Source organism: Kitasatospora sp. NPDC056076 (assembly GCF_042266305.1).
Classification (GTDB): domain Bacteria; phylum Actinomycetota; class Actinomycetes; order Streptomycetales; family Streptomycetaceae; genus Kitasatospora.
In genome coordinates, this window is record NZ_JBHJWG010000027.1 from 104350 (window position 1) to 117435 (window position 13086).

General features: G+C 71.8%; 10 protein-coding genes. 6 read left to right on the forward strand and 4 right to left on the reverse strand.

Annotated elements, in window-relative coordinates:
* Positions 1-17: 17 nt before the first annotated feature.
* Both ACFC1T_RS22740 and ACFC1T_RS22745 read left to right on the forward strand, forming a co-directional pair.
* Entirely contained in the window at positions 18-1046 is a 1029-nt protein-coding gene (locus ACFC1T_RS22740) for a Dyp-type peroxidase (RefSeq protein WP_375891298.1), read from the forward strand.
* Positions 1047-1124: 78 nt separating this feature from the next.
* Positions 1125-1922, forward strand: coding sequence for a family 1 encapsulin nanocompartment shell protein (locus ACFC1T_RS22745; protein WP_375891300.1), 798 nt, complete (start codon positions 1125-1127; stop codon positions 1920-1922).
* Between the two features lie 168 nt (positions 1923-2090).
* On the opposite strand, the gene ACFC1T_RS22750 is transcribed toward ACFC1T_RS22745, so the two are convergent.
* On the reverse strand, positions 2091-5126 hold the full coding sequence (locus ACFC1T_RS22750; protein ID WP_375891302.1) for a BTAD domain-containing putative transcriptional regulator: 3036 nt from the start codon (positions 5124-5126) through the stop codon (positions 2091-2093).
* Between the two features lie 264 nt (positions 5127-5390).
* Between ACFC1T_RS22750 and ACFC1T_RS22755 the strand changes: the two genes are divergently transcribed.
* The gene (locus ACFC1T_RS22755; protein WP_375891304.1) at positions 5391-7589 is read left to right on the forward strand and encodes a tetratricopeptide repeat protein; all 2199 of its coding nucleotides are present in this window, start codon (positions 5391-5393) and stop codon (positions 7587-7589) included.
* On the opposite strand, the gene ACFC1T_RS22760 is transcribed toward ACFC1T_RS22755, so the two are convergent.
* Together ACFC1T_RS22760 and ACFC1T_RS22765 are read right to left on the reverse strand one after the other, a co-directional pair.
* Entirely contained in the window at positions 7546-8130 is a 585-nt protein-coding gene (locus ACFC1T_RS22760; protein WP_375891306.1) for a hypothetical protein, read from the reverse strand. The genes ACFC1T_RS22755 and ACFC1T_RS22760 overlap by 44 nt on opposite strands.
* A complete protein-coding gene (locus ACFC1T_RS22765; protein ID WP_375891308.1) occupies positions 8127-9395 on the reverse strand; it encodes a hypothetical protein in 1269 nt (422 codons plus the stop codon). Before ACFC1T_RS22765 ends, ACFC1T_RS22760 begins: the two co-directional genes overlap by 4 nt.
* Positions 9396-9766: 371 nt before the next feature.
* Here ACFC1T_RS22765 and ACFC1T_RS22770 point away from each other — a divergent pair, with 371 nt between their 5' ends.
* Together ACFC1T_RS22770 and ACFC1T_RS22775 are read left to right on the forward strand one after the other, a co-directional pair.
* Complete coding sequence (locus ACFC1T_RS22770) at positions 9767-10552, forward strand: electron transfer flavoprotein subunit beta/FixA family protein (protein WP_375891310.1); 786 nt, start codon at positions 9767-9769, stop codon at positions 10550-10552.
* A 106-nt stretch (positions 10553-10658) separates the two neighbouring features.
* Positions 10659-11621: an electron transfer flavoprotein subunit alpha/FixB family protein gene (locus ACFC1T_RS22775; RefSeq protein WP_375891312.1), complete on the forward strand. Its 963-nt coding sequence runs from the start codon at positions 10659-10661 to the stop codon at positions 11619-11621.
* A 141-nt stretch (positions 11622-11762) separates the two neighbouring features.
* On the opposite strand, the gene ACFC1T_RS22780 is transcribed toward ACFC1T_RS22775, so the two are convergent.
* Entirely contained in the window at positions 11763-12197 is a 435-nt protein-coding gene (locus ACFC1T_RS22780) for a hypothetical protein (RefSeq protein WP_375891314.1), read from the reverse strand.
* Positions 12198-12380: 183 nt separating this feature from the next.
* On the opposite strand from ACFC1T_RS22780, the gene ACFC1T_RS22785 reads away from it, so the two are divergent.
* The coding region (locus ACFC1T_RS22785) for an acyl-CoA dehydrogenase family protein (protein WP_375891316.1) at positions 12381-13086 on the forward strand (706 nt) is incomplete at its 3' end.

The following is a 13086-nucleotide window of genomic DNA, read 5'->3' on the forward strand; positions in this document are numbered from 1 at the left end:
GAGGAGGACCCCCCGCCGTGCAGCCCGAACCCCAAGCCGTGCTCTCCCCGCTGACCAGTGCGGCGGTCTTCCTGGTCCTCACCGTGGAACCCGGCGGCGAGCCCACCGTCCGCGACCTGCTGCCCGACCTCGCCGGACTGCGCCGGGCCGTCGGCTTCCGGGCCCCCGAGGGCGGCCTCACCTGCGTCACCGGCATCGGCTCCGACCTCTGGGACCGGCTCTTCACCGGCCCCCGTCCCGCCGGACTCCACCCTTTCCAGGAGGTGGTCGGCCCCCGCCACCGCGCCCCGGCCACCCCCGGTGACCTGCTGCTGCACCTGCGGGCCGAACGGATGGACCTCTGCTTCGAACTCGCCACCCGCCTGGTCGACCGGCTTGCCGGGGCGGCCACCGTGGTCGACTCCGTCCAGGGCTTCAAGTACTTCGACGACCGCGACCTGCTCGGCTTCGTCGACGGGACCGAGAACCCCGAGGGCCGTGCGGCCGAGACCGCCGCCGTGGTGGGGGAGGAGGACCCGGGCTTCGCCGGTGGCAGCTACGTCATCGTCCAGAAGTACCTGCACGACCTCGACACGTGGAACGCCCTCGCCGTCGAGCAGCAGGAGGGGGCCGTCGGCCGCACCAAGCTCACCGACATCGAGCTGGACGACGACGTCAAACCCGCCGACTCGCACGTCGCCCTCACCGTGATCACCGGCCCGGACGGCGCCGAGCGGAAGATCCTCCGGTTCAACATGCCCTTCGGTTCCTTCGACCGCAGCGGCGAGTTCGGCACCTACTTCATCGGCTACGCGCGCGACCCCGGGGTCACCGAGGAGATGCTGCGCAACATGTTCCTCGGCCGCCCGCCCGGCACCACCGACCGGCTGCTCGACTTCTCCACCGCCGTCACCGGTTCGCTGTTCTTCGTTCCGACCGCCGACCTCCTGGACACCCCGCCCCCGGCCGCCCCGGCCCCGGGCCCGACCCCGACCTCGGCCCCGGCTGCGCCCGCAGCCCGCCCGGACGGCTCACTCGGCATCGGCAGCCTCAGACCGACCTCCTGAACCGCAGACCTCCTGAACGGCAGACCTCCTGAACGGCCGACCTCCTGAACGGCCGACCTCCTGAACAGGACCCGCACCATGAGCAACCTGCACCGAGAACTCGCCCCCGTCTCCGCCGCCGCCTGGGAGGAGATCGAGGAGGAGGCCCGGCAGACCTTCAAACTCCACGTCGCCGGCCGCCGCGTGGTCGACCTCGACGGTCCCGACGGCCCCACCCTCGCCGCCGTCGGCACCGGCCACCTCACCACCATCGACCCACCCCTCGACGGCGTCCAGGCCCACGCCCGCACCAGCCGCCCGGTGGTCGAACTGCGCGTCCCCTTCACCGTCAGCCGCTCCGCCGTCGACGACGTCGAACGCGGCTCCCGCGACTCCGACTGGCAACCCGTCAAGGACGCCGCCCGCACCCTCGCCCGCGCCGAGGACCGCACCGTCTTCGCCGGCTACCCCGCCGCCCGCATCGAGGGCATCCGCGCCGACTCCACCAACCCGCCGGTCCAACTCCCGCCCGACGTCCGCGAATACCCCGAAGCCGTCAGCCAGGCCCTCACCGCTCTCCGCCTCGCCGGCGTCGGCGGCCCCTACGCCCTCCTCCTCGGCGCCGACGCCTACACCGCCGTCAACGAGACCTCCGACCACGGCTACCCCGTCGCCAGCCACATCGCCCGCCTCCTCGACGGGGACATCATCTGGGCCCCCGCCATCGAGGGCGCCTTCCTGCTCTCCACCCGCGGCGGCGACTTCGAACTCCACCTGGGCCAGGACGTTTCCGTCGGCTACCTCTCCCACGACGGTGACTCGGTACGGCTCTATCTGCAGGAGTCGTTGACCTTCAGCGTCTACACGGGAGAGGCAGCCGTCGCCCTACACGCCTAGCACCACAGCGGCATGGAAGCGGCGATCATGAATATGTGCATGAACATGTTCATTGTGCTTCGTGGCTCTCTGCCTGGAATCCGGACGGCGCAAGATCGCCGGTCGGGCAGATGATAGGGCAGGCGCCATTGCTCGTGTCAAACGGTTGGCCGATGCGCGAACGAAGTTTCAGTGGTGGAGATTGTATGAAGACTTTGGCTTGAGGTCGGCGAGTGCCGAGCGGGCGAGTGCCGCCTCGTCCGCGATGTCGACCTGCTCGGCCAGATGAATGGCGGCGGTCAGATGTGCGCGGGCGGCAGCCGTATTCCCGAGTTCCGCCTCGCAGCGGCCCAGGCCGCGCAGGGCTGCCGCTTCCTCGCGGGCGGCGCCGATGGAGCGGGCCAGCCGGAGGGCCGTTGCGTGCTGGTCCAGGGCTTCCTTGTGCCGGCGCGCGCTCGACAGGGTCTGGCCGAGGCTGTTCAGGCCGTCCGACTCGTAGCGGACGCTGCCGACCTCGCGGAATGTGCTCAAGGCTGCCTGGTGGAGTGAAAGGGCGCGGTCGAGTTCGGCGGGGATTCTCAGTGTTCCGGCGAGGTTGACGCGTACCACGGAAAGGTCCACCGGCGGCATGAGGCCGTCCCCGATTTCCAGGATTCGCTCGAAGGTGCTGCGCGCCTCCGAATGTCTCCCGGAGGAGGAGTGGAGCTCTCCGAGATTGTTGAGTATGCGGAGTTCGAGAACCCGGTCATTGAAATCACGGGCACAGGGGAGGGCGCTTTCATAGGCGGTCTGCGCTGCTTCCGAATTCCCCACGGAGCGGTGCAGGATTCCGATGTTGGCCAGGCAGCGGGCGGCGTTCAGCTGGTCCTCCTGCTCGACCCGGATGGCGAGCACCTCCTCCTGCAGCGCGAGCGCCTCGTGGAGTCGGCTCTGGTTCCATCTCAGTCGCCCGAGCAGGCCCAGTGCGTTCGCCGTGGCGTCCGGGTCGCCCTCGCGGCGGGCGAGGGCCAAGCTGCGCTCGAGGGCCTCGACCGCGTGCTCGTACTGGGAGGCGTTCGCGAGTGTCGCCCCCAGGTCGCTCAGCGCCCATGCCTCCTGGAGGTCGTTCGCCTCCGACCGCCACAGGGCGGCCGCGGTGCGGTGCATGTCCTGGGCTTCGCTCCAGTACGCCTCGGCGTCCAGGTGGCCGGCCAGTACGTGGGCGAGCCGGGCGCCGGTCTCGGCGTGGCCGGCGCGATGCGCGTGTGCGGCGAGGGCGATGAGCGTGGCGATCTCGGCCTCCAGCCAGGTCCTGGCCGATTCGGCCGAATCCATCGCCAAATCCGCCAGGAGGGCTTCCGGATCGTGAAGTTGATGACCAATCAGAAGTTCCGCCCTCGACCTGCGCGGATAGAGCAGGTGATCCGCCTGGTCGGCCGCACTCAGAGCGAAGCGGAGCAGCCGGTCGACCGACGATTCCCGGAGGTCCTCCTCGACTCCCAGGGCCACTGCGAAATCCCGCAGAAGGTCGTGAAGTTGGTACCTTTCGGGCGAGATCTCGATGAGGAGGTGGCAGTTCAGCAATGCCTCCAACACCTGGTCGGTTTCGTCCACCGTCCGCCCGAGCAGTGCCGCCGCCGCGTGCACGCCGAAATCCGGTCCCGGATACAGCCCGAGCAACCGGAAGGCCGACCGCTGGTTCGCCGGAAGGTACTGGTAGGAGACCTCGAAGGCGCGCGCGATGCTGTCCGAGCCGCTGCGGATCTCGGCGAGGCGGCCCCTGCGGGAGAGGCGGCGGGCGAGGTGGTCGAGGGTCCAGGAGGGGCGGGCCCGGAGGCGGCTGGCGGCGAGCTCGATGGCGAGCGGGAGGAGGCCGCAGCGGTTGACGATCTCGACCACGCGGTCGCGGTCCGCCGAGCGCTCGGGGCCGACCAGGTCGGTGAACAGGGCGACGGCGTCGTCGACCGGCAGGACGTCCAGGAAGACCGGTCGGGAGCCGGGGAGTTCGGCGAGTCGCTGGCGGCTGGTGACGATGACCAGAGCGGCCGGTGCGGGGGGCAGCAGCGGGCGGATCTGGGAGGCGTTCGCGGCGTCGTCCAGGACGAGGACGGCCCGGCGGGTGGAGAGGGTCTCGACGCAGAGGGCGAAGACCTCGTCGGCGTCGAGCGGGATGGTGGTGGCGGGCACGCCGAGGCGTCTCAGCAGCAGGGCGCCGGTGGCCTCCGGGGTGAGTGGCGGCTGGTTGCCGACGTGGGCGCGCAGGTTGAGGTGGACGTACCCCTCGGGGAAGTGCTCGCGCATCAGGTCGGCGGCGTGCAGGGCGAGGGTGGTCTTGCCGACGCCGGGCATGCCGAGGATCGCGGAGACGGTGACGACGCCTCCCCGGGCGGCGGCGCCGGGCAGGACTCGGCGCAGGTCGTCGCGTCTGCCGATCATCCGGTGTCGCCCGGGGGCACCGGAGGCGGGCGCGGCGGCCTCGGCAGGGGAGTCGGCGGCCCGGACGAGTTCCACCCGTCCGGGTGTGCCGGGCAGCGGTTCGCCGTTGAGCATGAGCCTGTGCAGCCGGGTGAGTTCCTCGCCGGGGTCGGTGCCGAGGTGGGCGCGCAGCAGTCGGACGACGGCGGGGTAGACGGCCAGGGCGTCGGCCTGGCGGCCGGCCGCGTGGAGTGCGGTCATCAGGTGGCCGGCCAGGCGTTCGTCGGTGGGGCGGTCCTCGCGCAGGGCGGCGAGTTCGGGGATCAGCTCGTGGTGGCGGCCGATCCGCAGGTCGAGCTCGATCCGTTGCAGGGTGGTGGCGAAGCGCTGGTCCGCCATGGTGGCGCGGGTGGTGCGGGCCCAGTCGCCGGGCAGGCCGGCGAGGGGTTCGCCGCCCCAGAGTTCCTCGGCGCGGCTGAGGACGGTTCTGGCCTGGTGGTCCTGTCCGTTACCGGCGAGCAGTCCGGCTCGTTGGGACAGGTCCAGATATCGCTGCCAGTCGATGAGTTGGGGGTCCGCCCGCAGGGTGTACGTGTGCGATCGGGTGTCGATCGTGGGTACTTCCCCGGGACTTTCCGTCCCGGCGGCGCGGCCGGCGCGTCTCAGGAGCGCGCGGAGGTGGGAAACGTGGCTGTACAGGCTGGTCAGTGCGCTGGGCGGTGGTTCTTCGTCCCACAGTCGGTGTACGAGCGACGTATGGGAGAGAGGCCTTCCGAGTTCCACGGCGAGTGCGGCCAGCAGTTGCCGCCGTTTGTCGGAGTGGAGTGCCAACGGCTCTCCGTTCACCGACAGTTCAACTGAACCCAGGAGATGGATCCGCATGCGACGCCCCCCGCCGGTTGGCCACCAGCTTGCCGTGTCGCGGGTGAGCATGGCACGCGTTCGGGGCGATCGGCTATACCACGATGGGGTTCGGGAGATGGTCCTTTGGGAATGTTCTCGACTTGACGACATGTCATCTGCTAGTGCGAAAGGGTCAATTCGTCGAAGGCGGGGGGAGCCAGTGACAAATCCGGCCGTGGTGGGGTGCTGCCCGTGACGGGCGCCGAGCTGCCCTCAGGGGTCGTGCGCAACTCGCTGACCGGCGGCGGAGGGGTCGGCGGTTCGGTGGTGCAGGCGGGCACGATCAACGGCGGGGTGCATCTGGTCGCCCGGCCAGTGCTGCCGACACCACGCCAACTGCCGCCGGGTCCACGGAAGTTGATCGGCCGGAATGCCGATCTGGCGGCACTGGACCGGTCGTTGGGCGAGGACGGCGGCGGGGCGGACGCCACCGTCGTGGTGACCGGACCGGCCGGGGTCGGCAAGACGGCCCTCGCCGCCCGGTGGTTGCGCGGTCTGGCCGGGCGCTTCCCGGACGGCCAGTTGTACGCCGATCTGCGCGGGTACGCGCCGGGCGGGCCCGCGGACCCGGCCGAGGCGCTCGGTGCGTTCCTGCGGGCGTTCGGGATCTCACCGGCGCCCCGCAGCCTGGAGGAGGGCGCGGCCCTGTGGCGTTCGGTGGCGGCGGAGCGGCGGATCGCGGTGCTGCTGGACAACGCCTCGACCGCCGCACAGGTCCGCCCGCTGCTGCCGGGCTCGGACGGCACCGTGGTCGTGGTGACGAGTCGGCGCCGGCTCACCGGGCTGGGGATAGACGGCGCGGTGTTCCGGGGGCTGGAGCCGCTCGCGCCGGAGGCGTCGACGGAGATCCTCGCCGAGCGGGTCGGTGAGCGCCGGGTCGCGGACGAGAGCGATGCCGCGGCCGAGGTGGTGGACGCCTGTGCCGGGCTGCCCTTGGCGATCTGCCTGGCGGCGGCGCGGATCGCGGCGCGGCCGGCCCAGTCGCTGGCGGCGACCGCCGAGAAGCTGGGCCGCGGCGCGGACCGGCTGGCGGTGCTGAACGTGGAGGGCGAGACGGTGCAGGAACTGCTGGACGCCTCCTACGGAGTGCTGGAGCCGGAGAGCGCCCGGCTGTACGGACTGCTGGGCCTGCTGCCCTTCGCCGAGTTCACCCTGGAGAACGCCGCCGTCCTCGCGGACCTGGACCTGACCGGGGCGGACCGGCTGCTGGACGGTCTGATCGACGTGCACCTGCTGGAGGAGAGGGGGCCGGAGCGGTTCCGCTTCCACGACCTGGTCCGGCTGCACGCCCGGGCGCGCGGGGCGGCGGACCGGGCCAGCGCGACGACCGCTGCCACCACGACCACCACGGCCACCGCGACCACCGGGACCGCCTTCGACCGGCTCGTCGACTGGTACCTCGCCTCGACCACGGCCGCCGAGGCGGTCGTCTCGCCGAGCCACCGCACGCTCGCCCGCGACTACCTCACCCGACCCGTGCACCCGGCCCGCGAGTTCGCGGACACCACCCGGGCCCTGGAGTGGCTGGACGAGGAGCGCGACCGGCTGGCCGACCTCCTGCGCTGGTCCGAGGAGCTGGGCCGGCCCGCCGCCGCCTGGCAACTCGCGGACGCCATGTGGCCGTTGTTCCTACGGCTGCGTCCGGCCCGGCTGTGGGTGGAGGCCCACCGGATCGGTCTGCGGGGTGCCCGGGCCGTCGGTGACCGCACTGGCGAGCTGCGGATGCTGACCTCGGGCGGTAACGGCCTGCGGAACGCGGGCGACGGGGAGGAGGCGGCCGACTGGTTCGCCGAGGCCCTCTCCCTGGCCCGGGACCAGCCGCTGGTCCAGGCGAACGCGCTGTACGGGCTGAGCCAGACCCATCGGATGGCGGGTCGGCTGACGGAGGCGGCCGACTGCCTGCGCCGGGTGGTGGAGCTCAGGGAGGCCCAGGGCCAGCTCCGCGGTTCGGCGCTGGCCCGGCTGGCTCACGGCGAGGTGCTGCTGCTGGCCGATCGGGCGGCCGAGGCGGTGGAGCTCCTGGAGCGGGCGGGCCGTGAGCTGTCCTCGATCGGGGACGACTACGAGGTGGCCCGGGCAAGGGCCTTCCTGGGCCTGGCGTACGGCCTGCTGAGCGCGTACGACCGTGCCGAGACCTGCCTGGCATCGGCCCTCACGGGCTTCCGGGCCGGGCTGTCGGTGCACTGGGAGGCGCGGACGCTGGAGTTCGCCGGCCAGGTCGAGGAACGGCGCGGCCGCCCGGACGCGGCGCGCAGCCGGTTCGAGCAGTCGCGGGCCCGCTACCAGGACGTGGGTGCCGCGGCCGAGGCGGCCCGACTGGCGGACCGCCTCGCCGCGTACGGGCCCGCTACCCCTGTTCCCGAAGGGCATCCCGACGGCCCGTCCGTCTGAACCGGTCGCACGGGCCGAGGCGGTGGCACGGGCCGAGCCGGTCGAGCTCGGCCGGTGCCCGGCCGGCCGCCAGCCAGGCGTGCACCAGCGACCCGAGGGCCAACGGCAGCGTCGGCGCGCCGTCGGTGCGGTGCGCCCCGGGGGCGGGGCGCAGGACGAGCCGTGCCCCGGTCCGGGTGAGCACCAGCACCGCTCCGCCACGACGTTCGGCGGTGACGACGGCGCAGCCGGGGTGGGCGGACAGCACCCCGGTGAGCCGCGCGCCGATGCCGGCGGCCGGGAGGAGCCCGAGGTGGAGCACGTCGGCCTGCCGCCGCCAGCGAAGGGCGGTCGGTTCGGTGAGGTCGAGCACCAGGTGCTCGTCCTCGAAGCCGGGCCCGGGTCGGCCGTCCTGCGGTGCGGTGGATGGGTCCGCGGTCAGCAGGACGTGGCGGGCACCGGCGGGGGAGACGACCCGGGCGTCGAACAGGCTCGCCGAGGGCTCACCCGACGGCGGGACGGCCAGCGGCGCCAGCCGTACGGTGTGCAGGGTGGCGGTCATCCGGCCCGCCGGGAGTCCGGCGCGAACGGGGTGTCCAGCGGTGCCGGCAACGGCAGCGTCGCCGGCGCCGGGCTGTACGCGGGCTGGCCGAGCCCGAGCACCCGGTACAGCAGCCGGCGGGCGTTGCGGTCGAAGCGGCCGGGTTCGGAGCTGATCCGGTCGGCGATCGCGGTGTAGTCCTCCGGGCGGTACTGCTCCGCGGCGTAGGCGAGCTGGTCGGTGAGCGGGTGTCCGGGGGCGAGCGCGGGCGCGGTCCGGGCGAGCTGGGCGGAGGGCGAGCGCGGGTTGACGTTCCGGTGCGGGTACTCGGCCAGCAGGACGGGGGCGCCGGTCATCGCGCCGTACAGGGTGACCGAACCGTGGTCGCCGATGACGTAGTCGGCGGCCACCAGCAGCGGCCGCCAGTCCGCTTCCGGCGGGACGACCGAGACGGCCCCGCCCGCGGTGGCCGTCGCCCAGGACCGCACCTGCCAGGGACTGTGCGCCGCCGAGATGTTCGGATGGGTCAGCAGCGCGGTGCGGTAGTCCGACCGGGGCAGTTCGGAGGTCAGCCGGGGCAGGACGGCGTCGAGCCGGGTGAACAGCGAGCCGGCCCCCCAGGTGGAGGAGACCAGGACGAACTTCTCCTCCGGTCGCAGTCCGAGGGCCGCCCGGTAGTGCTCCCGGTGCGGCAGCGCGGCGGCGATCCGGTCGTAGCACGGGTCGCCGACCACCTCGGCGATCGGTACGGCCTCCGGGCAGCTGCGGCCGAGTTCGTCCAGTTGTTCCCGGTGGGCCAGTGCGAACGAGCTGGGGACGACCCTGCCCTCCCAGCACAGGTGCTCCGGGCCGAGCCCGATGGCCGCCCGCTCGCCGTCCGGTCCGCCGCGTCGGGACAGCTTGATGTTGCCCGCGCCGTGCGGGAGCCGGACGACCGGCCCGTTCAACTGCTCCATCCCCTGCGAGCCGGCCGCCAGCACGAGGTCGAACTCGCGTCGAACGGCCTGCTCCCAGGGCAGCACGGTGGCGCCCAGGGCGAGCAGGCCCTCGGCCGCGCCGGGATTGAACACGTGCGGCGCCACCGTGAACTGCACATGGATCCGCAGGTCGGAGGCGAGCAGGGAGTAGAAGTCGTGCAGTCGCTGGGCGTAGACCACGGTCTGGGCGACGACCAGCACCCGCTTGCGGTCCCGCATGGTCTCCCACGGCCCGTTGCTGCCCCAGGCCGGGCTGTCGTGCGTCCCGTGAGTGGTCGTGATGTCCTGTTCCCCGTGCACCAAGGTCATTCCGTTCCCCCTCCTTGATCGCAGGCCGGGGCCGTCGACGAGCCCCGCCGCCGATGTTCCCCCGGGTGGTTGGTGGATTCATTGACGAGACCTGGCGGGGCCTTGCGGAAACCTTGTGTCCGCTTGCCGCCCCGGCGAAGGGCCCCGGACACCGGGTAGGGTACTGAGTGCCTTTACCAGGGGTACTGAGTGCCGTATTCTCTCGGTGGAGCCTCTGTGCCAGTCGCAGACAGCCGACCCGGCATGCCGGTCCAGGTGGCGCTTGCGGCACGCGGGCCGTTGCCGGGCCGGGGTTGGCACTCAGTACCCTCGGCCTGACCTGAGGCCATGGATCCAGTGCATCCGTGCACCCGTGACAGGAGAAACCGCTCATGAGCTTGAGGATCGTCGTCTGTGTGAAGTACGTGCCGGATGCGACGGGTGACCGTCGTTTCGCGGACGACCACACCACGGACCGGGAGGGTGTGGACGGCCTCCTGTCGGAGCTGGACGAGTACGGCGTGGAGCAGGCGCTGCGGATCGCGGAGGCGAACGAGGGTGCCGAGGTGACGGTGCTCACGGTGGGTCCGGACGATGCGAAGGACGCGCTGCGCAAGGCGTTGTCGATGGGTGCGGACAAGGCCGTGCACGTGAACGACGACGACATCCACGGTTCGGATGTGATCGGGACGTCGGCGGTGCTGGCGAAGGCGTTGGAGAAGACCGGGTTCGACCTGGTGATCGGTGGGATGGCGTCGACGGACGGCACGATGGGTGTGCTGCCGGCGCTGCTGGCGGAGCGGCTGGGTGTGCCGCAGGTGACGCTGCTGTCCGAGGTGTCGGTCGAGGGCGGTGTGGTGAAGGGCCGTCGGGACGGTGACGCGGCGACCGAGCTGGTCGAGGCGGCGCTGCCGGCGGTGGTCTCGGTGACGGACCAGTCGGGTGAGGCCCGGTACCCGTCGTTCAAGGGGATCATGGCGGCGAAGAAGAAGCCGGTGCAGTCGCTGGACCTGGACGACCTGGGGATCGAGGCGGACGAGGTCGGTCTGGCGGGTTCGTGGACGGCGGTCGACTCGGTGGCGGCGCGTCCGGCGCGCACCGCGGGCACGGTCGTCAAGGACGAGGGCGAGGGCGGCAAGCAGCTCGCCGCCTTCCTCGCGTCAGCGAAGTTCATCTGATGGGCAGCCTGGCCGACCAGAAGTTCATCTAGTCCGCCCCGCCCCGACCCCGATCCGGCTGATCCAGTGATCCGGCCGATCCCGCTGAACACGGAGACATAGAGCAATGGCTGAGATTCTCGTCCTGGTCGACCACGCCGACGGCGCGGTCCGCAAGCCCGCCCTGGAGCTGCTGACCCTGGCCCGCCGTATCGGTGAGCCGTCCGCCGTCGTGCTGGGCGCGGGTGCCGCGGCCGCCGACATCGCCGCCAAGGCCGCCGAGTTCGGTGCCGCCAAGGTGTACGTCGCCGACGGCGCCGAGTTCGCCGACCAGCTGGTCGTCCCGAAGGTGGACGCCCTGGCCCAGATCGCCAAGGCCAACGACGTGGCCGCCGTCCTGGTGACGTCCTCCGGCGAGGGCAAGGAGGTCGCCGCCCGCGTCGCGCTGCGCCTCGGTTCCGGCATCATCACCGACGCCGTGGACGTCCGCGCCGGCGAGCAGGGCCCGATCGCGACCCAGTCGGTGTTCGCCGCCTCGTTCACCGTCGACTCCCGCGTGAGCAACGGCGTGCCGGTCATCACCGTCAAGCCGAACGCCGTGGCCCCGGAGGCCGTCGCGGCCGCCGGTGCGGTGGAGAACGTGTCGGTGGAGTTCACCGGCAACGCCGCCAAGGTCACCTCGCGCACCCCGCGCGTCTCCACCGGCCGCCCCGAGCTGACCGAGGCCGCCATCGTGGTCTCCGGCGGCCGCGGCGTCGGTGCCGCCGAGGGCTTCGGCGTGGTCGAGGAGCTCGCGGACGCGCTGGACGCGGCCGTCGGTGCCTCGCGCGCCGCCGTCGACGCCGGCTGGTACCCGCACAGCTCCCAGGTCGGCCAGACCGGCAAGCAGGTCTCGCCCCAGCTGTACGTGGCCAACGGCATCTCGGGCGCCATCCAGCACCGGGCCGGCATGCAGACCTCGAAGACCATCGTGGCCGTCAACAAGGACCCCGAGGCCCCGATCTTCGAGCTCGCCGACTACGGCGTGGTCGGCGACCTCTTCGAGGTGCTGCCGCAGCTCACCACCGAGGTGAAGGCCCGCAAGGGCTGATCCCCGCGAACCGCCGGAGGGCGTGGCACTCGGTACCCCGGTACCGAGTGCCACGCCCTCCGCCGTTTCCCGGTCCGTTTCCCGGTCCGTCCGCCCGTCCGCCCGTCCGCCCGTCCGCCCGCTCCCGTCCGGGCCCGCCGGCTATTCGGCGAAGGCCGCGAGGTGCTGGGTGAAGCCGCCCTTGGTGGGCGGCAGCGGCCGCGGTTCGAGGTCGTGCACCGGCGGCGGCTCCTCCATCGGCAGCAGCCGCAGCTCGGGCTGCTCGGAGTCGGGGGAGGAGTACAGCCGCACCCGGGTGCCGACCGGGACGGTGCTGCGCATCCCGTCCACGATGCACCAGACGTCGAACCCCTCCTCCATCCGGATCAGCGACTTCTGCCGGACCAGCGGAGTCCGGGCCTGTTCGACCGCGCAGCGCCGGACCACGCCGGTGCCCTCGCTGGGCTCCAGCCGCAGCTCGGTGGAGCCGCAGGTGGGGCAGAGCAGGCGTTGGAAGGTCGGGTTGTTGCACCAGGTACAGCGCTGGAAGTACAGCGTCGTGCTCCGGGTGTCGGCATCGATGGCTGAGTGGACCACGCTGTCATCTCCCTGCGCTCGGACCGGCTCTGTCGGCTGAAGTACGTCAGTAGTTCGGCGGTAGTTCGGCAGGAAAAGGATAGGGAACTCAGTGCCGCCCTGGGAAGGCACTGAGTTCCCTTTTTGCCACGCACGTGCATAATGAAGGGTACTGAGTACCGTCGTGAAACAGGAGTGGCGATCATGAGCCAGGACTTCGATCTCTTCCGTATCTCCGAGGAGCACGGGATGCTCCGTGAGGCGGTGCGTTCGCTGGCCGAGGCGAAGATCGCTCCGTTCGCGGCGGAGGTGGACGAGCAGGGCCGGTTCCCGCAGGAGGCGTTGGACGCGCTGACGGGCAGCGATCTGCATGCGGTGCACGTGCCGGAGGAGTTCGGTGGTGCGGGGGCGGACGCGTTGGCGACGGTGATCGTGATCGAGGAGGTCGCGCGGGTGTGCGGCTCGTCGTCGTTGATCCCGGCGGTGAACAAGCTGGGTTCGTTGCCGGTGCAGTTGTCGGGTTCGGAGGAGTTGAAGGCGAAGTACCTGGGGGCGCTGGCGCGGGGCGAGGGGATGTTCTCGTACTGCCTGTCGGAGCCGGAGGCGGGCAGTGACGCGGCGGGGATGAAGACGCGGGCGGTGCGTGACGGTGACTTCTGGGTGCTGAACGGGGTGAAGCGCTGGATCACCAACGCGGGGGTGTCGGAGTTCTACACGGTGATGGCCGTGACGGATCCTTCGATGCGGTCGAAGGGGATCTCGGCGTTCGTGGTGGAGAAGGGCGATGCGGGGGTGTCGTTCGGGGCTCCGGAGCGGAAGTTGGGGATCAAGGGGTCGCCGACGCGTGAGGTGTACTTCGACAATGTGCGGATCCCGGCGGACCGGATGATCGGTGCGGAGGGTACGGGTT

Coding starts and splice junctions, on each gene's coding strand:
- ACFC1T_RS22760 (WP_375891306.1), bottom strand. CDS start 8,130: ATGACCGCCACCCTGCACACCGTACGGCTGGCGCCGCTGGCCGTCCCG.
- ACFC1T_RS22745 (WP_375891300.1), top strand. CDS start 1,125: ATGAGCAACCTGCACCGAGAACTCGCCCCCGTCTCCGCCGCCGCCTGG.
- ACFC1T_RS22775 (WP_375891312.1), top strand. CDS start 10,659: ATGGCTGAGATTCTCGTCCTGGTCGACCACGCCGACGGCGCGGTCCGC.
- ACFC1T_RS22770 (WP_375891310.1), top strand. CDS start 9,767: ATGAGCTTGAGGATCGTCGTCTGTGTGAAGTACGTGCCGGATGCGACG.
- ACFC1T_RS22765 (WP_375891308.1), bottom strand. CDS start 9,395: ATGACCTTGGTGCACGGGGAACAGGACATCACGACCACTCACGGGACG.